This window comes from Spirulina sp. LEGE 11439, from assembly GCF_059821285.1.
The window spans coordinates 51,029-72,932 of sequence record NZ_JCAMRX010000012.1 but is presented as its reverse complement, the minus strand read 5'-3'; the positions used below and the strand labels follow the sequence as shown (position 1 = coordinate 72,932).

Genomic DNA, 21,904 nt, shown 5'->3' with positions numbered 1-21,904 from the left:
AATAATTCTGTCTCAACAACCTCAATCGCCACAGACCACAATAGACCGAAATTTTAGAGCTCTAACCCAAATTGCGATCGTAAATCATCATTAAAAGTTACTATAAGCGCGTAGTGGTATTGAGGAGATTTATCTCAACTCATCCATGTTGATTAGGATACACAAGTTAAAAATTAAGTATGAGCGAACGAACTTATCCTTCTTTTATCCCAACAATTGCATTAGTGAGCATATTATTTCTCACCGGTATTATCCTGCGATTTACTTCCGGACAGGTTTACTGGTCGGGATTTTTTGCCATGATGCTTTTTTATGGCCTGATGTTCTATATCGGCTCTGCTGCCAGCCGTTTGGGAAGTACCAAAAAGTCCGAAGATTTAATGCTAGCGGGCAGGAATATGCCCTTGTGGATTGCTATATTCACCATGAGCGCCACATGGATTGGAGGGGGCTATATTAATGGTACCGCCGAATCTACCAGTGCTTTCGGTTTAACTTGGGTACAACCGCCTTGGTGTTATGCTTTGAGCTTATTTGTGGGTGGAGTATTTTTTGCGCGTAAAATGCGGCGTTACGAGTTTACAACCCTGCTCGATCCCTTAGAAATGCGCTACGGTAAAAAGATGGCTGCGCTGCTTTTTCTTCCAGCTTTAAGTGCAGAGATTTTTTGGAGTGCGGCTATTCTAACGGCATTAGGCACTACATTTGGAACAGTATTAGGACTTAATTCTTCTACTGCTATCATCATTTCTGGTTTGGTCTCTATTGCTTATACAACATTAGGGGGACTGTGGGCAGTTGCTCTAACCGATATCCTGCAACTCATTTTATTATTTGTAGGCTTACTCATCGTAATTCCTTTTGCACTTCCAAATGTGGGAGGATGGGATGTAGCATGGACGACATATCAGGAAAATAAAGGCATTTTAAGTAATCTTCTCCCGCCCATTGATGCTTGGAAATATCCAGAATGGGGAAACTATTATTGGCAATGGTGGGACACGGCTTTATTGATTGTTTTTGGTGGCATTCCTTGGCAAGTTTATTTCCAACGGGTATTAGCGGCAAAAAATGAAAATACTGCCATGTGGTTATCTATTGTGGCAGGATTTGTGAGTCTTGCGGCTGCCATTCCTGCGATCGCGATCGGGGTAATTGGAGATGTCGCATCTTGGACGGATTTTGGGGTTAACCCACCCGCAGAAGCAGCTTTAATTTTGCCTTATGTAGTTCGCTATCTCACTAATCCCATTGTGGCTACAATTGCTTTAGGTGCGATCGCAGCGGCGGTAATGTCTTCTGTAGATTCTGCTTTACTCTCTTCTTCTTCTTTGTTTGCGTGGAATGTTTATCGTCCTCTAATTAAACCCCAAGCCGAATCGCGGGAGATCGCAACAGTGATTAAATGGGGTCTTTGGGGTATTGGCATCGCTGCAATCATGATGGCATTGACGGTGAACAGTATTTATGTCCTTTGGTATTTATGCTCGGATTTTGTCTATACGATTTTGTTTCCTCAATTTGTAACGGCTTTGTTTGACAAAAAAGCCAATACTTATGGCGCGATCGCCGGATTTGTCGTCTCATTCATCCTTCGTTTTGGGGGAGGAGAACCTGCTTTACATATTCCTCGCTTATTGCCTTATCCGATGATTGATGATGCAGGAGTGGTATTATTTCCTTTTAAAACATTGGCAATGCTCTGTGGATTAATCACCATTATTATTGTTTCGAGGGCAACCCAAAAGCAGTGTCCCAGCATGCCTTTACACCCTGCCAATACAACAATTTCTGACCTTGAAACCGAAGAAATCCAATCTTAGCAATTGAACTTAACTCGATCTATAACGCAACGGTAAAATAGGGAGGAGAAAAATCTCCTCCCCTCTCGTTTTTTTAGTGCATTTTAGATATGAATTTATATTTAATTGGGAGTGAATTATTTTTAGTAGGATGTATCTTTTTTATGATAGATTCTTTGATTGCTGTTCGCAAAAAGATATCTTTTCGTTCTTTACTCTATTTATCAGGTTGTGTTTGCTTTACTGCTGGATGTGTATTATTTGTCATTGATGGACTTCGGCAGACAATCTAAATTGAAGGCAAAACTCAACGAAGAAGCGATCGCACCTTAACTATCAGGAATGCGATCGCCAAAACTTACCAATTTTCCGGCAATTTTGCCAAATTATCCAGCAACTAACCAACCCCCTGCCAAAACCACCGTCAAACTCATAAAAATAATACTTAGCATCCATGTCACTCGGTTGAGAGTGGTTTCAGCGCTTTTCGTACTGGTGAAGAGTTGCGCCTGTCCGCCAATTCCGCCAATTCCGTCCCCCTTGGGAGAATGCAGCAAGACGAGGATAATTAAAAATAGGGCAGATAGCGCCCAAACGAGTTGAACGATTTGAACAATATTCATGCAAAATCTCTATATTTGGTTACAATAGGAACATTTTAGTCGAGAAAGAGCGAATTGTGGTTGTTAAGCCGGAATGGTTACGAGTCAAAGCTCCCCAATGGCAACGCGTGGGCAGCGTCAAAGAGATTTTACGGGATTTAGCGCTGAATACGGTGTGCGAGGAAGCATCTTGTCCCAATATTGGCGAATGTTTCAATGTAGGGACGGCGACCTTTTTGATTATGGGTCCGGCTTGTACCCGTGCTTGTCCCTATTGCGATATTGATTTCGAGAAGAAACCGCAAGCACTCGATCCCACGGAACCCTTACGATTAGCCGAGGCAGTGCATCGCTTGAACTTAAATCACGTTGTTATTACTTCCGTTAATCGAGACGATCTCTCGGATGGTGGTGCAAGTCAATTTCAGCGCTGTATCGAGGAAATTCGTAAAATTAGCCCTAAAACTACAATTGAGGTGCTTATTCCCGATTTATGCGGCAATTGGGAGGCTTTAGAAATGATATTGGCTGCCCGACCGGAAGTTTTGAATCACAATACAGAGACTATTCCTCGCTTGTATCGTCGAGTACGCCCGCAGGGAGATTATCCGCGATCGCTCGAACTCCTGCAACGCACGCGCCAAATTGCCCCTTGGGTTTATACCAAGTCGGGAATTATGGTGGGGTTGGGGGAAACCGATGCAGAAGTACGAGAAACGATGAAAGATTTGCGAGGAGTTGATTGCGATATTCTCACCATCGGACAATATTTACAGCCGTCTCAGAAACATCTCGGCGTAAAAGAATTTGTTACGCCTCAACAGTTTGATGGATGGGGAGAATATGGGGAAGCGATCGGGTTTCTACAGGTGGTTTCTTCGCCTTTAACTCGTAGTTCTTATCATGCCGAGGAAGTTCGTAAATTGATGGAAAAATATCCAAGAAACATTGATTGAAACTATTTATCCTAAAATAGAGGAGTTTGTAGGATTGATAAAGCCAATAACTTTTTAGTATTTTCACCCATGATACATTTATAAAATTCCCGGAACGTCTTCGTATAAGGCAGCGATCGCACAACTAAAGTTTACGCTGGCTAACTCAATTTCTTGTCCTTCGGTATAAGCATAGAGTTCCCAACGACCTTGAGAATTGCGTCGATAACATTCAACACTGATGCGATCTTGGCGAATTAAAACATATTCTTGTAAGCTATCTAACGTTCGATAATCGGCAAATTTTTCACCGCGATCGAAGGCTTCCGTACTCGGAGACAATACTTCAATAATCAAAACAGGAAAGTGAATAAAATCTTCGAGAGAAGTTGTATCTCGTTCGTTGCAGGAGACAGAAACATCGGGATAATAATACGAATTGGTTGTTTCGATTCGTACTTTGGTATCTGAAATAAAAGTGATACATCCAGAACCGCGCATATGACTTCTTAAAAGTGCAAAGATATTGCCTGCAATAATAACATGGGAATTTTTGGCTCCAACCATTGCATAAATTTCTCCATCGCGATATTCGTGTTTAATCGGGCTAACTCTTTCTCCTGTTAAATAATCTTCCGGAGAAACATAGAGGCAATCTTTGCTTGCAATCATGGATTTTTCCGAGTTCAACTTTTATTTAAGTGTAACAAAAACTTTCACAATCGATAAATTCCCCATATCGATCTAAGATTTTGGCAGGAAGAGACTCACGATCGCACTCATCAGCAACTCAGACGATCGCAGCCTTTTCTGAGTTTTTATGGCCACAAAAGACGAATACAATATCACTATTACCCATAACAATTAATTTTTATAGTTTGCGATCGCCATGTCTCAAGGTAAAGAAACAAAAATCCTCATTTTCTCTCTCGCCGTTACGGGTGCGATCCTCGGGATCGGGGGATGGTGGGCGTATAATTCGGGTTTAATCGGTGGCAGTGAGAAAACGCCGATCGCTACCAATGTCGGAAAAGGAATGCAAACGCGCTTGAGTTTCGGCGATCGCCTTTTGGTTAGCGATACGACATCCCCTCAAAAACAAGCGGGAATACAAGCATTAGCCGCCGGAAATTATACTGAAGCGATAACCCAGTTCGAGGCTTCTCTACAAATAGCCCCAAACGATCCCGAAGCCTTAATTTATCTCAATAACGCCAAAATCGCCACCACTCAAGCCTATACTCTTGCTGTTTCCGTCCCCATCGGCAACGGTATCAATGCAGCCAAAGAAATATTGCGAGGGGTCGCACAGGCTCAAAATGAAATTAATAAAATAGGTGGGATTAACGGTACGCCGTTAAAGATTGCGATCGCGAATGATGATAATAACCCGGAAATCGCCCGAGAAGTGGCGGAAGAATGGGTTAAAAATCAGGATATTTTCGGAGTCGTGGGGCATTTTGGCAGCGATACGACCCTAGCGGCGGCGCAAGTGTATCAAGAAAATGGCTTGGCGATGATTTCGCCCACGAGTACATCTGTTAAGTTATCGGGAGTTGGCGATTATATTTTTCGTAGCGTCCCGAGCGATCGCTTTACAGGAAGCGCTCTCGTTCGCTATCAATTAAATACCCTCGGCAAGCAAAAAGCCGCCATTTTTTACAATTCTCAAAGCAATTACAGCCAGTCTCTCAAAGAAGTGGTCAGCACGGATTTATTAACGCAGGGTGGAGAAGTTGTGGCAGAATTTGACCTCTCGGGTAACTTTAATGCTGCCAACTCGGTCACTGAAGCGAAGAATAAAGGTGCAGAAGTTTTAGTGTTATTGTCCAATACCGAAACCTTAGATACGACCTTGCAAATCGTGAGTGCGAATGGGCGATCGCTGCCTCTATTGGCAGGAGATAGTGCTTATCACGCCAAAACCTTACAAATTGGTGGTGCAAATGCTGTGGGTATGGTTTTAGCCGTCCCGTGGCATATTTTGGGCAATCCCGATGCCGATTTTCCCAAAACTGCCAGCCAGCTTTGGGGCGGGGAAGTCAGTTGGCGCACAGCAATGGCTTACGATGCCACCCAAGCCTTTATCGCTGCCTTAAAACAAAATCCCAGCCGTCAGGGAGTGCAACAAGCATTAAGCGATCGCAATTTTCTCGCAACCGGAGCATCCCAAGCAATCCGCTTTTTACCCTCGGGCGATCGCTCTCAAGCCGTCCAACTCGTCGCGATCGAACCCGGAAATCGAACCAGTTTTGACTATGAATTTGTCCCGCTTCAGTAAACAGCGAACAAGAGAAAACCATGAAACTTTTTCAACTCCTTACTCATAGCAAACAAAATATCACCCATAATTTACAACTCAATAACAACAAACCACCCATGAAAAAAAATGATACTTCTGCTTTAATTGCTGCTCTTTTGTTAACGGGAGCCGTTGTGATTGGGGGAGGACTGTGGTTTGCCAAGACAATTCAACAGAGCGATCGCTCCGATCCGGCTTCAACGCCAACAGCCTCGACACAACCCTCAACCCGTTTCAGTCGCGGCGAAGCGATGCTCATTCCCGAGTTAATCACCCCTGCAAAAGAACAGGGTATCCAAGCGATCGCCCGAGGCGATTATCAACAGGCCATTCAAGCACTCGAAGCCGCTTTAACCGCGAAAAAAAACGATCCTGAAGCCCTCATTTATCTCAATAATGCTCGCATTGGTACCCGAAAATCTTATACGATTGTTGCCTCAATGCCCATTGGCAGCAGCGTTAATGCGGCCAAAGAAATGCTGCGAGGAGTCGCACAAGCGCAAGATGAAATTAATCGAGAAGGTGGGATTAATGGCGTGGGTTTAAAAGTTGCGATCGCCAATGATGATAATGATGCGGAAATCGCCCGATCGGTAGCAGCAGAATTTGTGAAAAATCCCGAAATTTTGGGGGTTGTCGGGCATTTTGGCAGTGGAACAACCCTCGCCGCCGCCGAGGTTTATCAACAAGGAAAATTAGCGATGATTTCTCCCACAAGTACCTCCGTTGCCCTCTCGAGTGCGGGCAATTATATCTTCCGAACCGTCCCGAGCGATCGCTTTGCCGGCAGTGCTTTGGCAAAATATCAACTCTCGGAATTAAATCAACAAAAAGCGGCGGTTTTCTTTAATTCCGAGAGCAATTACAGTCAGTCTCTTAAAGATGTTTTTACCACGGATTTATTCGCACAAGGCGGAGAAGTTATCGGCGAATATGACTTTTCTGCACCGGATTTTGATGCGCGAAGAATGGTGCGAGAAGCAAGCGATCGCGGGGCGGAAGTTCTCATGCTGGCTCCGAATTCTGCGGTTTTACAAAAAATGCTGGCAGTTGTCACGGCGAATGCAGGCAATTTACCTATATTGGCAGGAGATAGCGCTTATAAGCCCGATATCCTAGAGCGCGGGGGCGACTCCCGAGGCATGGTTTTAGCCGTCCCTTGGCATATTTTAGGCAATCCCGAGGCTAACTTTCCCCAAACATTGCGACAGTTGTGGGGGGGAGATGTGAATTGGCGCACGGCAATGGCTTACGATGCCACTCGCGCTTTTATCGAGGCCTTAAAACAAGAACCGACTCGAGACGGTATTCGACAGGCTTTCTCGAATCCCCGGTTTCAAGCCACGGGAGCGACGGGAGACGTTCGCTTTCTCCCTTCCGGCGATCGCAATCAAGCCGTACAATTAGTAGAGGTAGAACGGGGGAAGCGATCGGGATTCGGTTATGATTTCGTACCGATCCAATGAATGTTATGGCATGCAGAAAATGAACCACAGAGTCACAGAGAAACACGAGAGAGAGAATTGACTTTTTCGGGAGGTTGAGAGCAGTGCGATCGGGACTACTGGTGCAAGCCAACGATGCGATAAACGTCAATGAGTTGTTGTTTTCCCTTCAGGGCAACCGGCCCCCAAGATTCCACCTCATAAACATCTTGCAGGTGTACGAGGGTTTCTTTAGCAATGAGAATACGACAATCGGTCGGTTGGCGTTCCTTTTTACAGGCTTCGAGACGGGCGGCCGTGTTGACAGTATCCCCTAAAACGCCATATTCTAAACGATCCTTGCCCCCCAAAGATCCCACCACGACAGGTCCCGTAAAAATACCAATTCGCATTTGAATCGTCGGTAAATAGCGATCGCGACACATCTGATTAATCTCCTCGAGGCGATCGGCGATCGCTAAGGCACATTCCACCGAATGTTGGGCATCAAGTTCGACTTCTGCCTTTAACAACCGGGACATGGGAACGCCAAAAACCGCCATGACTCCATCCCCCGTAAATTTATTCACAATCCCTTCTCGCGAGAGAACCTCTTGGGTAATCGCACCCAAAATCTCATTTAACCAATCTAGCAAATCCTCGGGGGGCATTTTCTCAGAAACCGTACTAAACCCTTTAATATCCAAGAATAGCAGCGTCGCCGTTAATTTTACCCCCGGTAACTTCCCCGCCTTGAGAAGATTATCCCGCCCCCGCCAAAGCGCCTCGGCAATTTCAGGAGAAGTATTTTGCCCTAACAACTTCATGACAATTTGCTGGCGCAGATGGTCTTCATAGGATTGATAAGTAACCACCACAGCAACCGCGATCGCAAATCCCAAAGCCGGCGCAGCAAGAGGAATCCAACCCGAGGCGGTAAAGAGAACAAAACAACTGCCTCCCAATGCCCCCAACCCCAAACCTACCGCAATACTCAAAGAGAGAGGATGGCGAAATTGCCAACCAATTAACCCCCCGCAGAGACTCCACCCCAACAGCCAGAGAATTTCCGCCCATTCCGGCCAAAACCAAACTAAAGGTCGCTCACCTGTTGCCGCATCGAGAATTTGACTGACCATCTGACCGTGAACGATCACCCCGGGCATTTTGCCATCTCCCGATAAAATCGAACTGTAGGGGGTGAGCAGCCGATCTTGTAAACTGGGAGCGCTACTGCCAATTAACACGATTTTGTCTTTAATCCAATCCGCCTCGAGTTCTCCCGAGAGAACCTCGGTAAAGGTAATCTCTCGGGCGAGTTCTCGAGCGGTGCGATATTTTAAGAAAACTTGATATCCGGCGGCATCAACCTTGCGATAAGCTCCTGAAGTCGAACCGAGGCGATAAAAAACTTCATCCCCCAACTGCATATAGTCGGGATTGGCTTCACTGGCTTGCGGTGAGATCCCCCGATCCGCCAGATATAATAAGGCTAAACGCAGGGAAAAAGAAAATAAAGTGCCGCTATCCTTCGATTGAGCAAACATGAGATTGCGACGGGCAACACTATCGGGGTCGATCGCGATATCGTTAAAACTGTGTTGATCCGGTGGCGAAGCCGGAGGGGGCGGCGTTCCCGCGAGGGCATCGATACTGCGAATAGTAATCAGATTGGGCTTTTGGAATTGCTCCACCAGTTCCGCGTGACCGGGTTCGATGGGAAAATCGCGATAGAGATCCAAGCCGATCGCGCTGGGTTGAAACGATTGCAAGCGAGCGAGGACCGTTGCGAGAATGCGATCGGGAATCGGCCATTGTTGCAGCGATCGCAAGTCTTCTTCGGTAATGGTCACGAACACCAAACGCGGATCGCTGTTGCGGCGATCGCTCCATCGCACCATGCGATCGTGCAAAGAAAGATCCATGCCTTCAAATCCCCCCAACTGTCGTATACCCAACATACTGAGGGTGACAATCGCAACTGAAATAGTAATAACTTTAACACCCGTTAGATCGGGAAAAGAGGTTTGAACCTGTTTTGCCAACCGAGACAGCATTGATAATTTTGTTTCCATATTCGCGCGGAAAAATGATGAAATCCCTACAGGACTTCGCTGTAATCTTCAATACACCCATCATGAATTCCTAGTAAAATGAGTTCGGAGCATCCCTCATCGCTTCCGGATTTCTAACATAAATATTAACAAATTGGCACCGATCGCGATTTGTCGGATTAACTGAATTGTCAGACAGTGAAAAACTTTTTGAATCTGCCCCATTGCGATCGATTGTCAAATAAATTTCTACGATAATATAACTTTACTATTTTTTTCATCTTACTCCCTCTCTCTCACTGCCAGTCAAAGAATGAAATTCAGTATTATCATTACGACTTATAACCGCATCGCCTTACTCCAACGCGCTGTTCAAACTGCCCTCTCGCAAACCATTCCCTGCGAGATTGTTGTTGTTGACGATTGTTCTGACGATGGGACACAAGATTATCTCGAAACTTGTTGTCAAACTCTGCCCGAGGGGAAATTTATCTATCATCGTAACGAAATCAATCGCGGTCATTCCCAAAGCATGAATATTGGAGTCGCCCGAGCGACAGGAGATTGGGTAAAAACTTTAGACGATGATGATTATCTCGATGCCCAATGCCTTGAGGTCATGCAAGAGGCCATCGCTTTACGCCCCCAAGCTGCAATTTGTTCCTGTCAGGTCGTGCAAGTGAATGCGAAGGAAGAAGAAATAACGCGAACTCTCCCCGTTGGCATCGGCACGATTTGTTATTTGCCTCAAGAAGATATCCATCGCGGGATGCTCATCGAAGAAGTTCCCTTCGGTACCCCCGTACAAGTTGCTTTTCGTCGAGATGCCTTTGTACAATCGGGCGGTTGGGATACCAGTTTTGATGCCAATTTTGATGATATCGACTCGTGGATTAAACTGGCTCGCTTCGGGGATGCCGTTTTTATTAATCGTTGTTTAGCCTATCGAACCCTTTGGAAAGGCGGTTACAATCAAAAAATCTCCCTGCTCAAACGCTTAAAAACACATATTTTAATCAAGCAAAAAATTTATGCTCTCATTCATCCCAAATATCTCGACAAGACCCCCAATATCAAGCAGATTGAATCTTATTTGCAACTGCATTGGAGCTTAGTTGCTCTCAAACAATTAGATTTTTTCAGTGCTTCTCGGCTTTTTTGGCAAGGGGCTTTTTCCTCAGTGGCTTGGCAACTTCTCTACAACAAATATTTCTTCAAAAAGCACCCTGTCTACTCATTTTCTCAATATTTAAAACTTAAATAAATCAAGGATTAGAGATTAGGGAAAACGCCAAATCCCCAAATCCCTTGCTTTTCTGATCGGGATGGGATAGTTTTTGGGAATGAGTTTAAATTTACATTGACAAACAATGTCAGTTCAACGAATTGAGGACGGGATGGACATTCCCAAACAATTCTCCGTGTTTCAGTTACCCGTCCATTTGTGCGAGGATTATACCCGTTGGCTGCGATCGCGCTTATTGCAAAATTGCGGTACTCACGTGGTGACACTTAATGCAGAAATGGCCATGCAAGCCGAGAGCAACCCTCAACTGGCCGAAGCGATCGCCCGAGCCGATCTGGTGATTCCCGATGGAGCCGGCGTGGTTTTTTACCTGCGCTTGCGCCGAAAATTTCAACAACGCTGTCCCGGAATCGAATTGGCTGCCTCTCTACTGGAAATCGCCGGACAAAAGCAGGAAAACTATCCCATCGCTTTCTATGGCGGCGCTCCAGGTGTCGCCGAACAAGCCGCCCGCAGTTGGCGCGATCGCTTTCCCCATCTCTCGACTATGACCGCTCACGGTTATCTCACAGACTCGGAGCGAGAAAGATTTTTAGTCCGATTGCAAGAAAAACAACCCAAATTAATTTTTGTCGGCTTGGGCGTTCCGCGCCAAGAGTATTGGATTGCTGAAAATCGCCATCTTTGTCCCCAAGGGATTTGGATGGGGGTGGGTGGCAGTTTGGATATTTGGGCGGGAGTCAAATCAAGAGCGCCCCTGTGGTTGCGCGAAAATAACTTGGAATGGTCTTACCGTCTTTACAAAGAACCTTGGCGCTGGCGGCGAATGTTGGTTTTACCTCATTTTGCTTGGCGAGCCCTCGTCGGTTGAATGATAGAGAAGCGAGGAAAATAAACCGACTCAAAGCGATCGCGAAAAATCCCTCACACCAAATCCCTCACATTCCCCAAAATGCTCGAGCAAAAAGAAAAAGTATCTACCCGAGAAACAAGGGAACGCCAAACGGCCTTTCACCGCAAAACGCTTCCTACAGAAGTAATGGTTCGCTTGCAGGATGTTTCCAAAGTGTATGCCGATGGAACGGCTTGCTTGCAAGATGTGAACTTGAATTTGAAGCGAGGAGATTTTATTTTTATCACGGGGGCATCGGGAGCAGGAAAATCAACCCTTTTAAAATTGCTGTATGGAGAAGAACTGCCCAGTACCGGGCGCGTTTACGTCAATGGTTGTGATGTCGATCGCCTCAAGGGCGATCGCCTCGCCAAATTCCGGCGGCACATCGGGATCGTTTTCCAAGATTACAAGCTCATTCTCAATCGCACGGTTGCCGAAAATGTCGCCTTCGTTCTTCAAGCTCAAGGGAAGCGACAACGCGAAATCGAACGGCGATTATTCCCGACGCTGAAAATGGTGGGACTCTCCCATAAAGCCGACTGTTTCCCCGATCGCCTATCGGGAGGAGAACAACAACGAGTTAGCATCGCCCGGGCGATCGTAGGTACGCCCCCTCTCTTATTGGCTGACGAGCCGACGGGGAATTTAGATGTAGAAAACGCCGGGCAAATCTTGCGAACCTTACAAAATCTCAATACTTACGGTGCAACAATTATTGTTACGACTCACGATCGTCAATTGGCATCCCTCTCAGAATGCCCGATTTTACAGTTGCATCAGGGGCATTTGTACTGGGTTAAAAAACCGTGAAGGGTTGGAAGAATTGGGTTTTGGCGTTTTCCTTAACTCTCGAACCCCGAACCTCTGACCTCTAGCTGCAAATTTTCCCGAAATTTTGACGTTTATCTGGAAGAAAAATTGTGTCATCATGGGGCAAAATCAATTTTTCATCCCCAAACCCAGTCAAACTCAGCCGTAATTTTAGATTTTAGATGCAGTCGCCTTTACGAATCTCTCGCATTCAACTTTCCCAAGGACAAGTATTTTGGCGCGAAGTCGGTCGGGGAACGCCGATTATCTTCTTACATGGTGCTTATGCTGATAGCAGTCAATGGTTGCCGACGATCGATCGCCTAGAAGAACGCTATCACTGTTTTGCTCCCGACTTATTGGGATGTGGTGAATCCAAATCTCCCGACGTTCATCAATCCATTGCCCTCCAAGTTGAATGCTTAGCCGAGTACATCGAAGCCTTGCGCTTGGAACGTCCCTATCTCGTCGGTCATTCCTTGGGGGGTTGGGTCGCCGCCAGTTACGCGGCAAAATATGGGGAACGCTTGCAAGGTTTGGTCTTGATTGCCCCTGAAGGAATGGAAGTGGAAGGACAAGAAGGACGGTGGGATTGGGAAAAGTTATTAATCGATCGCCTTCCTTTCTTTTTTAGCTTTCTCAAAGCGATCGCCCCCTTGGCTGGATTGTTGAGATTGCGGACAAAAATTGACGAACTCTCCCACCATCGCACGCTTTTAGAAGCACATCCCGCCACTTGTCAACTGCTTTTCGCTCGCCCTTACGCCGAAATTCAACAAGAATTTTTGAACCAGAAACTCGCTGAGTTCCGACGACCGACCCTGATTTTACAAGGGGGACGCGATCTCGCCATCAACCTTACCCAAAGCAAAGTTTATGCGAAAGCGATCGCCAAAGCTAAATTGCGCGTCATGAAAAATGGCGATGCCAACTTAATCGCAAGCTGGCCGGACAATACTGCCCGAGAAATTCAAGGATTTGCGGGCATTCCCGTTTCCATATCATAACAATTCGCAATTGCAAAAACTGATATTAATGGGAAATCTTGCGGAAAAGTCACTTCTCTCTCAGAAAAGAGAAAATATTGCCCGAACAGAGCAAGAGTCAGCCCTTCTCCCCTCGCGTAAAATTCTCTGCGGTTACATCTTGAGACAAAACATTTGTCCTTACCCAAAGAATTTCTTTGCGTTTGGGTAGCTCCCAAGGAAATTGCAAAGTACAATTGTCAGTAAACTTTCCTCAGGGAAATCCCAAAGCCCAAAAAATTAAGAGCGTAGTAGTAAAACCACCTCTTGCGGGGCATTCTTTAGCGAATCGATTCAACAGCGATAACCCATGATGCGAGTCGGCCATCCCACAACGACCCTAAAGACATCTTCCACAGTCGGGCGAAAACAAACTCCGAGAACGGTTGGAGGACAATACCAATCCGTTGTCGTCATGTTAATTATCAGCCTATTTCTCTTGGGAGGCATTGGCTCTCGCCTTGCCTTTTTGCAACTGGTGGAAGGTCAGCGCAACCAAGAATTAGCAGAAAACAATCGCATTCGCATTGTCCCCAGACAACCGGTGCGCGGAACAATTTTCGACCGAAAAGGTCGAATTTTGGCCAGCAGTCGCCTCTCTCATACTGCGTATGTCTGGCCGCTCGCGCAAAAGTACGAAACGTGGGAAACCAGCGTCCAGCGATTGTCACAAATTCTTGACATCCCCCCGGAAGAAATTCGCCAACCGGTAAAAGCGGCAGGTTATAACTCTCCCACCCGAGTGCGGATCGCTCGAGATCTCACTCCCAAACAAATTACCGCCATTCAGGAATACAGCTTTGAACTCAAAGGCGTGGATGTGGATATCGAACACGTCCGCAATTATCCCAATAAAGCCAGCGCTTCTCACATTTTGGGATATACCGGAGAACTCAATGCTGAAGAACTTGAAAAACGGCGTAAAGATGGCTATCGCCTCGGGGATATCGTCGGTAAGATGGGGGTTGAAGAAGGTTTTGAGGAGATGCTGCGAGGAGAATGGGGCGGGCAGCAAGTCGAGGTCGATGGTGAAGGCAAAGTGGTGCAGATTTTAGGAGAAAAGCAAGCCAAAGCCGGGAAAGATGTCACCCTCACCCTCGATCTGAATTTACAGAAATCAGCAGAAAGTGCTTTGGGACGACGTAAGGGGGCGGTTGTCGCGATCGATCCCAACAATGGCGCAGTATTAGCGATGGTAAGCTATCCTACCTTCGATCCCAATATTTTCTCCAAACGGATTACCCCCGCACAATGGAAGCAATTACAAGGACAGGGCAATCCTTTTGTCAACCGTGCTTTGCGAGGTTTTCCTCCCGCTTCGACGTTTAAAGTTGTCACGGCAGCGGCTGGGATGGAGTCAGAAAAATATCCTCCCAATACCGTTTTGCCAACGTTTGCCTATTTACGGGTCGGTGGGACGGCTTTTGGTGAATGGAATCGCGCCGGGTTCGGTCCAATGGGCTATGTACGGGCAATGGCATGGAGTAGCAATACTTTCCACGGGCAGATTGGGCGCGGTGTAGGTGGTGAAGTATTGATTGATTGGGCGCGTCGTTTTGGCTTCGGGTCGAAGACGGGGATTGAAATTGAATCGGAGGCTCCCGGATTGATTGCGGATGATAAATGGAAGCGAGAGCGGTTTAATTGGGAATGGACTGCAGGGGATACGGTGAATATGTCCATCGGTCAGGGATTTACCCTCGCAACTCCCTTACAGGTGGCGGTCATGTTTGCCGTGCCTGCTAATGGCGGCGATCGCGTCAAACCCCATTTATTAAAAAATAAGGAAGAACAACAAAATTGGCGCGAACCCCTCAATTTAAAACAATCTACAATCCTCACGCTTCGCAAGGGTTTGCGGGCAGTAGCAACGGGAGGAACGGGGACTGCGGTCAATCGTGCGGGTATACCCACACCGGCGGGAAAAAGCGGTACAGCAGAAGCGCCTCCGGGTCAAGCTCACGCTTGGTTTGGGGGTTATGCACCTTTTGACAATCCCGAAATCGTTGTTGTGGCTTTTGCCGAGCACTCGGGGGGAGGCGGCGGTAAGGTGGCGGCTCCGATGGTCGCGCAAGTTTTAGATACTTACTTCTCTTTGAAAAGACAAGGAAAGTGGTAATCAACCTGAGGTTGAGATAAGGAAAGGAGGGTAGGATATGCTGAAATTGACCAAGATTTAACGAGTCCTCCCGAAAAACGAGATGTAGCGAAGTAGGAGCAGTAAATCAATGGGCTGGTTACAGGGTCAACTCATCGACATTGTCGAGTGGTTGGACAACAGCAACGATACGATCGCCTATCGCTTCGAGCGACATAATAATGAAATCAAACAAGGAGCGCAATTAATCGTGCGACCGGGACAAAAAGCCGTTTTTGTCAATGAAGGATTTGTCGCCGATGAATTTACCGAAGGGACTTACGAACTCTATACTCGTAATTTACCCGTTCTCAGCACCCTCAAAGGTTGGAAATATGGTTTTAAATCGCCCTATAAAGCGGAAGTTTATTTCTTCAATACTCGCAATTTTTCTAACCTGAAATGGGGAACCTCTAACCCAATTATGATACGCGATCCTGAATTTGGACCGGTTCGCATTCGCGCCTATGGTAACTATAGTATTAAAGTTGCCGATCCTCGCCGACTTCTCGAAGAGATAATCGGCACTGACGGGCTTTTCCAAGTGAATGAAATTAGCAGCCATCTTCGCAATATTATTCTCCCTTCTATTACCAGTTGGATCGCCGGATCTGGTTTGGCCTTATTAGATTTTGCCGCACATTATCGCACGATGGGCGATCGCGCTAAAGAATTCGTGCAGAATGATTTCGATCGCATTGGTGTTGAATTAACTCAGCTTTTAATTGAAAATATTTCCCTCCCTAAAGAAGTGGAAGAAGCCCTCGATAAACGCTCTTCTATGGGGATTTTGGGCAATATGCAGCAATATACTCAATATCAAACCGCCGAAGCGATCGAAAATATGTCCCAACGTCCCGGTAGCAATAGTCCGGCGATGGAAGCGGGAATGGGTTTGGCCATGGGACAACAAATGATGAACGCCATGCAGCAGCCGCAAACTCCCCAAGCTGCATCACCACTTCCGACTCCGGCTCAAACTCAATGGTATCTGGCTCGCAACGGCCAGCAATTGGGACCTTTTCCGAGCGATCGCCTCATCCAGCAAGGAGTCACTCCCGATACCTTAGTATGGCGTGCGGGAATGAACAATTGGCTGCCAGCTTCTCAAGTCTCCGAACTGATAGCAATTTTTTCTCCTCCTGCTCCTCCTGCTCCTCCTTCACCACCTCCTCCAACTCCCCCAATAGAAACCCCAGAATGGTATATTTTCCGCAGTGGACAGAGATCGGGACCTTTTACAAAAGAACAGTTACGTCAGCAGGGAATCACTGCACGTACAAATGTTTGCAAAGAAGGAGAAACCGATTGGACTCGGGCGCGGGAGATTCCCGAGCTTGGCGATATTCTTTAAGTCTGGGGTAAATCCGAATCCGGTTCTGAAGGTGCGATCGCGTCTGGCGATCGCTCTGAAATAGGAGATTCTGGGAAACTGCCAAAAAGATTGGCCAAGCGTTTGCGAACCCAGACGACAGGATTTCGATCGTCTTCTTGATCGTCAACTAAACCCATTTCTCGCAGTTGTCTTTGACGTTCTTTCAATTCTTCTTTCCGTTCGCTCAATTGTTGGGCAATTTCTTCCTGCAATGCGGGTTGTTCTGCTAAAAGTCTTTTAAATCCTTGATTATTAATAAAAAATACCGTTGTCTTCTCTAAAGCTCTGACTGAAGCCGTTCGCGGAATGCCGAGAAGTAAAGATAATTCTCCGAAGAAACTGCCGGTATTTAATGTTGCTAAGGTTTTCCCCATTTTTTCGGTAAAAATTTCTACAGTTCCAGACAAAATTACATAAAACGCATCGCCATAATCTCCTTCTCGAAAAAGGACCTCTGAAGGCTCTAAATGTTTTCGATATCCATACTCGATCAACCTTCTTAATTCGAGTTCGTTAAAATTCTGGAAATACTCAACTTTTTTAAGATGATCTTTGATATAAAGAGAACTACTTTTTCGCACCGAACTCAGAAAAAGTTTTGACCCTTGTACGTTTTCGCGATGTTTTTTAGGATCGTCTCCTAACATATAAACTTTGCGCTCATTATCATCGGGAAAGTAAATTCCGGCTTGTCTTAAATTGTATTCTACGGTATAATGAATAGAGCTTTGTGCTTCCTTGAAAAAAGTAAAATCTTCGAGCCAGAAAATTAACTCGAAGTGGAAAAAACCATCTTTATAACCATTAAAAAACACTTTCGGCGATCGCTGATTTGAAATCAAGGGGTCTCGAGACGCTGAATCGATGAGAATTTCAGTGACAAGGAGAGGATTGTATTCCGGTTCGATTGTCAGATGAATTAAACTATAACCGCCATTTTTAGACTCATGGGTCCAATTAATGAGTTTCTTTTCGATTAAATTTCCATTAGGAATAACCACGTTTTGACCGATAGGAGTTCTAATAGTTGTCGTCCTTAAAGAAATTTCGTGAATATTCCCTTGAACTTCTTCAAATTCAATAAAGTCACCAACTTTTAATTTTCGCTCCAAGAGAATTGTTACACCACTGATAAAATTATTCGTGATTTGTTGCAAACCAAAGCCAATCCCTACCCCTAAACCGCCAATAATGACAAAGATAGAGGAGAAATCAAACCCCATTGCTTGAATAATTAAAATAAACCCGAAGGCACCAATAAAATAACTAATTAAGATGGAAATTGAAGAGCGAATTCCGGCATCAATTTTAAATTTTATGAGAATTCGTCGCTCTAATAGATATCGAGTTGTTCGCGAAAGAAATAAAACCAAAAATGTAGCCAGAGAAATTTGAAAAATCGTAATTAAAGAAATTTCAGTATTGCCTAACTTGAATAGGCGAATTGATAAAATAGATTCAAAATATTGAATAAATGTTTCAAACATACTATCTATTGCGATCGCTTCGTGGCAATCTGTGAATAGAGGTTTTCTCGTTCATTTTCTTCTTGAGTGCCAAAAAGATTAGTCAAACGCTTGCGAACCCAAGAGACAGGATTGCGATCGTCTTCATTGTCATCCACTAAACCCATTTTTCGCAGTTCTTCTCGTCGTTGTTGGAGTTCTTCTTGATGCGTACTGAGTTGCTGAATAATTTCTTCTTGCAATTTCGGTTGTTCTTGAATAATTTGTTTAAATCCTTGACTATTTAAAATAAATAATGTAGTTTTTTCTAAAGTTTTTACAGATGCGGTTCTGGGAATACCTAATAATAAAGAAAGCTCTCCAAAAAAATCTCCTGCTGTTAATGTCACCAAAGTTTTATTCAGTTTTTCGACAAAAACTTCAACGGAACCCGAGAGGACAATATAAAAAGAATTGCCGGGATCTCCTTCTCGAAATAAAGTTTCTGAAGGTTCAAAAGTCTCTCTATACCCATATTCTATCAATTTTCTCAATTCTAGTTCATTGAAATTTTGAAAGTATTCAACTTTTTTTAAGTAATCTTTGATGTACAGTTGGGATTCTTTGCGATCGCTCTCCACAATGGCTGATGAATCTTCAAGAGTAGCATTGGCAGGCTCATAAACTAGAGTAATTTTCCGCTCGCTATCATCGGGAAAGTGAATCCCTGCTTTGCGTAGATTATATTCAATTGTATAATTTAAGGAACTTTTTGCTTTTCTAAAATACTGAAAGTTATTAATCCAAACCGATAATTGAAATTTCAAAAATCCATCGTCATAACCATTAAAGAAAATCTGTGGGGGGCGTTTGTGTGAAATCAATGAATCCATATAAGCAGATTCGAATAAAATTTCAGTCACTAATAAGGGATTATTTTCTGCATCAACGCTAACATCTAAGGAAACATAAGCTCCTTCTTTATCAGTAGTACGATTAGTTAATTTATTTTGCAGTAAAGCACCATTGGGAATAATAACATTTTCGCCAATGGGTGTTTTAATTGTAGTTGTTCGCAGCGAAATTTCTTGAATGCTTCCCTGAATATCTTCAAATTCAACAAAATCACCAACGTTTAATTTTCTTTCAATCAGAATTGTAATACCACTGATAAAGTTACTGGTAATATCTTGCAAACCAAAACCAATGCCAACTCCTAAGCCGCCAATAATAACAGAAATAGATGAAAAATCTAATCCTATTGTTTGTAGAACAATGAGAAAACCCAAACCACCGATCGCATAACTCAACAATATTGATAATGAAGCTCTCGCTCCCGTATCGAGATTGAATTTTGTCAAAATTAGTTGTTCTAATAAAGACTTTGCCGTTCGCGTAACAAAAATGACTAAAATGATAGAAACGGAAAATTGCAGCAGTGTCAGCAAAGAAACTGAAGCGTCTCCGATTTTAAAGAGAGTAATTGAAAAGACAGAGTTAAGCGTTGAAAAGATAGACTTAATATATTGAATAACTGTCTCAATTATTCCGTACTGAATCACTATCTCAATCATTACATCCCCGATCGCCTAAAGCTATGATGCTAGTATGATAGCATTTTTTAATAGTTGAAAAAATCCGTTTGAGTCGAGAGAATAGCGCCTTTTGCTCCTTTAGGTTACTGTTTTTCTGATTCTTTTTAGTACCTTGGTAAAAATAAATTACCATAATCTCTATAGTTTCATGTTTTTCAGGTGAGAGCGAGGATTTTGGTTTCTGACATTACGAATTTTTTCATAGTATTCTCGCTCGAGGGAAGTTGGGTTTTGAGGGGTAGCAATGATAATTTTAACCATCTGATCCGTCCGTCCACCTTTGGCTGAGATCCAGCCTTTTCCCCGTAAACGTAAGGTTTGTCCAGAACGAATGCCCGCCGGAACTTTCATGGTTACAGCACCATCAGGGGTGGGAACTTCAATAGAAGCGCCTAAAACAGCTTCGTCGGGAGCGATAGGTAGCTCGCAAGTTAAGTTATCACGATCGAATTGAAAAAAAGAATGAGATTCGAGTTCCACATTTAAGTACAGATCTCCTCGTCTTTGTAGGAAACTATCAAATTGTCCTTTTCCTTTGACTCGTACTCGGCTACCGGGCTTTGCACCGGGAGGAATGCGAACATCAATAGTTTCTCCTGCTACGTTTAAGCGTTTCTGTACACCGCGAAAGGCTTCTGAAAAAGTGAGACGTATACTGGCTTCTTTATCACTCGAGGTAGGTTGTTCGCTAAATCCTGTTTTAAATCCGCTCGAAGTTCTGTAATTATTTTGCTGTCGTGCTGTGGTGGTGCGATAGGTTCGAGTGCGGGGACTACCTCCGCCACCTAAACCGCCTAAAAGATCGTTGATAAATTCTTCAAAACTACCGTACTGGCCGAAGTCAAAGCCGCTAAAATCTGTCGAGGTTCGTCCAAAACCACCTCCTGAAGGTGTCGAACCGACTTGTCGCCAATATTGTCCGAATTGGTCGTATTTCTTGCGTTTATCGGGGTCGGAGAGAACTTCATAGGCTTCGCTAATTTCTTTAAAGCGAGCTTCTGCCTTTTTATCGCCGGGGTTGCGATCGGGATGGTATTTAAGCGCGAGTTTCCGAAAGGATTTTTTGATCTCCTCTGCGCTCGATGTTTTGCTCACCCCGAGGATGGCGTAGTAGTCTTTGAAGTCAGTCGAGGCCATCAACAGCAGTCTCCTCTTAGCAATAACCGGTTCTAGAAGTTCTCCTCCATCTGGCGGAATATCGCGATCGCCGATCGAGTTTTAGCAAACCTTAACAAAATTAAGAATAACAAAATTAGGGAAGCGGTGATGTTCGGTTTTTTGGGTAGTTCGCCAAATGGCCGATCTTTTAATGTTTCTCTTCGAGGGAGTTTTGTTCTTAACTTTTAATGTAGCAATCTCTCGATCGCACTGCTGGCTTGATATTCGTAGCCACCGCCGAACAAGTTAAAGTGGTTGAGAACGTGATAGAGATTGTAGAGGGGTTTGCGCTCTTCGTAGCCGCGATCGAGGTGCCATGTTTGGTTGTAACCTCGGTAAAAAGCGGCGGGAAACCCCCCAAAAAGTTCGGTCATGGCTAAATCGACTTCGCGATCGCCCCAATAGGTCGCTGGGTCCAAAATAACCGGTTCGCCGTCCACCGTACAAGCGGCATTCCCAGACCAGAGATCTCCATGAACGAGGGAGGGGGGTGGGGTGCGATCGCTTAAAATTTCTTTGACTCTCGTAACGACTTGTTCAGTATCGGGAAAATTTCCGCCTCGTCGTTTGGCGAGACGGAGTTGGAAACCGATGCGCTGTTCGGCAAAAAACTCGTGCCAATTTTTGTTCCAAGGATTGGTTTGCGGGGTCGAACCAATGGTATTGTTGCGATCCCAACCAAAGCGATCGCTGCCTTCAGTTTGATGTAATTGAGCTAAATTTCGACCCATCAATTCCCAAGCACGACTATCTCCGCGTCCAAATTCCAGCCATTCCATGACAATAAAGCTATTATCTCCTGCGATTCCATAGTCTAGGGGCTGAGGAATGCGAATGGTTCGGGTATCGTACATTTGTTGCAACCCCAAATATTCGGCGGCAAACATTTCGAGTTGGTTCGCTTGGTTAATTTTAACGAAATAAGTGCGATCGCCATTACTCACAGAATAACTTTGATTGATACATCCTCCCCCGACAGAACGATGGGTGATAATTTCAAAGGTTTTTCCCGTCGTTTCTGAGATTTTTGCTGCGATTTCTGGCCACATTTTTATCAATGAATTAACGAACAACCATTCATTATCAATGCAATTCCCCT

17 protein-coding genes are annotated in these 21,904 nt (G+C 44.9%); 10 read left to right on the top strand and 7 right to left on the bottom strand.

Going from position 1 to position 21,904, the window contains the following annotated elements; all coding sequences use genetic code 11:
- The first annotated feature begins 179 nt into the window (after nucleotides 1-179).
- Entirely contained in the window at nucleotides 180-1,823 is a 1,644-nt protein-coding gene (locus AC6RV6_RS10965) for a high affinity choline transporter 1 (protein ID WP_500240877.1), read from the top strand.
- A 365-nt stretch (nucleotides 1,824-2,188) separates the two neighbouring features.
- Here AC6RV6_RS10965 and secG read toward each other — a convergent pair whose 3' ends face one another.
- Complete coding sequence (gene secG / locus AC6RV6_RS10960) at nucleotides 2,189-2,425, bottom strand: preprotein translocase subunit SecG (protein WP_500240876.1); 237 nt, start codon at nucleotides 2,423-2,425, stop codon at nucleotides 2,189-2,191.
- Nucleotides 2,426-2,457: 32 nt separating this feature from the next.
- Between secG and lipA the strand changes: the two genes are divergently transcribed.
- Nucleotides 2,458-3,360 (top strand): lipoyl synthase, encoded by a 903-nt coding sequence (gene lipA / locus AC6RV6_RS10955; RefSeq protein ID WP_500240928.1) that lies wholly within the window; start codon nucleotides 2,458-2,460, stop codon nucleotides 3,358-3,360.
- A gap of 78 nt (nucleotides 3,361-3,438) precedes the next feature.
- Here lipA and AC6RV6_RS10950 read toward each other — a convergent pair whose 3' ends face one another.
- Nucleotides 3,439-4,011: a Uma2 family endonuclease gene (locus AC6RV6_RS10950; RefSeq protein WP_500240875.1), complete on the bottom strand. Its 573-nt coding sequence runs from the start codon at nucleotides 4,009-4,011 to the stop codon at nucleotides 3,439-3,441.
- A gap of 217 nt (nucleotides 4,012-4,228) precedes the next feature.
- Here AC6RV6_RS10950 and AC6RV6_RS10945 point away from each other — a divergent pair, with 217 nt between their 5' ends.
- A complete protein-coding gene (locus AC6RV6_RS10945) occupies nucleotides 4,229-5,620 on the top strand; it encodes an ABC transporter substrate-binding protein (RefSeq protein ID WP_500240874.1) in 1,392 nt (463 codons plus the stop codon).
- A gap of 98 nt (nucleotides 5,621-5,718) precedes the next feature.
- Entirely contained in the window at nucleotides 5,719-7,107 is a 1,389-nt protein-coding gene (locus AC6RV6_RS10940; protein ID WP_500240927.1) for an ABC transporter substrate-binding protein, read from the top strand.
- A 95-nt stretch (nucleotides 7,108-7,202) separates the two neighbouring features.
- Here AC6RV6_RS10940 and AC6RV6_RS10935 read toward each other — a convergent pair whose 3' ends face one another.
- Nucleotides 7,203-9,140 carry a CHASE2 domain-containing protein gene (locus AC6RV6_RS10935; protein WP_500240873.1) on the bottom strand — a complete coding sequence of 646 codons (1,938 nt, stop codon included), beginning with the start codon at nucleotides 9,138-9,140 and terminating at the stop codon, nucleotides 7,203-7,205.
- Between the two features lie 292 nt (nucleotides 9,141-9,432).
- On the opposite strand from AC6RV6_RS10935, the gene AC6RV6_RS10930 reads away from it, so the two are divergent.
- The 6 genes from AC6RV6_RS10930 to AC6RV6_RS10905 all read left to right on the top strand — a co-directional run bounded on the left by AC6RV6_RS10930 (nucleotide 9,433) and on the right by AC6RV6_RS10905 (nucleotide 16,586).
- Nucleotides 9,433-10,383, top strand: a complete 951-nt coding sequence (locus AC6RV6_RS10930) for a glycosyltransferase family 2 protein (RefSeq protein WP_500240872.1) — start codon at nucleotides 9,433-9,435, stop codon at nucleotides 10,381-10,383.
- 106 nt (nucleotides 10,384-10,489) lie between these two features.
- Entirely contained in the window at nucleotides 10,490-11,236 is a 747-nt protein-coding gene (locus AC6RV6_RS10925) for a WecB/TagA/CpsF family glycosyltransferase (RefSeq protein ID WP_500240871.1), read from the top strand.
- An 81-nt stretch (nucleotides 11,237-11,317) separates the two neighbouring features.
- Nucleotides 11,318-12,070 carry a cell division ATP-binding protein FtsE gene (gene ftsE / locus AC6RV6_RS10920; RefSeq protein ID WP_500240870.1) on the top strand — a complete coding sequence of 251 codons (753 nt, stop codon included), beginning with the start codon at nucleotides 11,318-11,320 and terminating at the stop codon, nucleotides 12,068-12,070.
- A 182-nt stretch (nucleotides 12,071-12,252) separates the two neighbouring features.
- Entirely contained in the window at nucleotides 12,253-13,077 is an 825-nt protein-coding gene (locus AC6RV6_RS10915) for an alpha/beta fold hydrolase (RefSeq protein WP_500240869.1), read from the top strand.
- Nucleotides 13,078-13,405: 328 nt separating this feature from the next.
- Nucleotides 13,406-15,214 (top strand): penicillin-binding protein 2, encoded by a 1,809-nt coding sequence (gene mrdA, locus AC6RV6_RS10910; protein WP_500240868.1) that lies wholly within the window; start codon nucleotides 13,406-13,408, stop codon nucleotides 15,212-15,214.
- Between the two features lie 109 nt (nucleotides 15,215-15,323).
- A complete protein-coding gene (locus AC6RV6_RS10905; RefSeq protein ID WP_500240867.1) occupies nucleotides 15,324-16,586 on the top strand; it encodes an SPFH domain-containing protein in 1,263 nt (420 codons plus the stop codon).
- Here the strand turns inward: AC6RV6_RS10905 and AC6RV6_RS10900 are convergent.
- The 4 genes from AC6RV6_RS10900 to AC6RV6_RS10885 all read right to left on the bottom strand — a co-directional run bounded on the left by AC6RV6_RS10900 (nucleotide 16,583) and on the right by AC6RV6_RS10885 (nucleotide 21,854).
- Entirely contained in the window at nucleotides 16,583-18,094 is a 1,512-nt protein-coding gene (locus AC6RV6_RS10900; protein ID WP_500240866.1) for a cyclic nucleotide-binding domain-containing protein, read from the bottom strand. The two genes, AC6RV6_RS10905 and AC6RV6_RS10900, sit on opposite strands and share 4 nt — an antisense overlap.
- Before the next feature lie 5 nt (nucleotides 18,095-18,099).
- On the bottom strand, nucleotides 18,100-19,626 hold the full coding sequence (locus AC6RV6_RS10895) for a cyclic nucleotide-binding domain-containing protein (protein ID WP_500240865.1): 1,527 nt from the start codon (nucleotides 19,624-19,626) through the stop codon (nucleotides 18,100-18,102).
- 159 nt (nucleotides 19,627-19,785) lie between these two features.
- On the bottom strand, nucleotides 19,786-20,784 hold the full coding sequence (locus AC6RV6_RS10890) for a DnaJ C-terminal domain-containing protein (protein ID WP_500240864.1): 999 nt from the start codon (nucleotides 20,782-20,784) through the stop codon (nucleotides 19,786-19,788).
- 206 nt (nucleotides 20,785-20,990) lie between these two features.
- Nucleotides 20,991-21,854: a fructosamine kinase family protein gene (locus AC6RV6_RS10885; RefSeq protein WP_500240863.1), complete on the bottom strand. Its 864-nt coding sequence runs from the start codon at nucleotides 21,852-21,854 to the stop codon at nucleotides 20,991-20,993.
- Nucleotides 21,855-21,904: the final 50 nt, after the last annotated feature.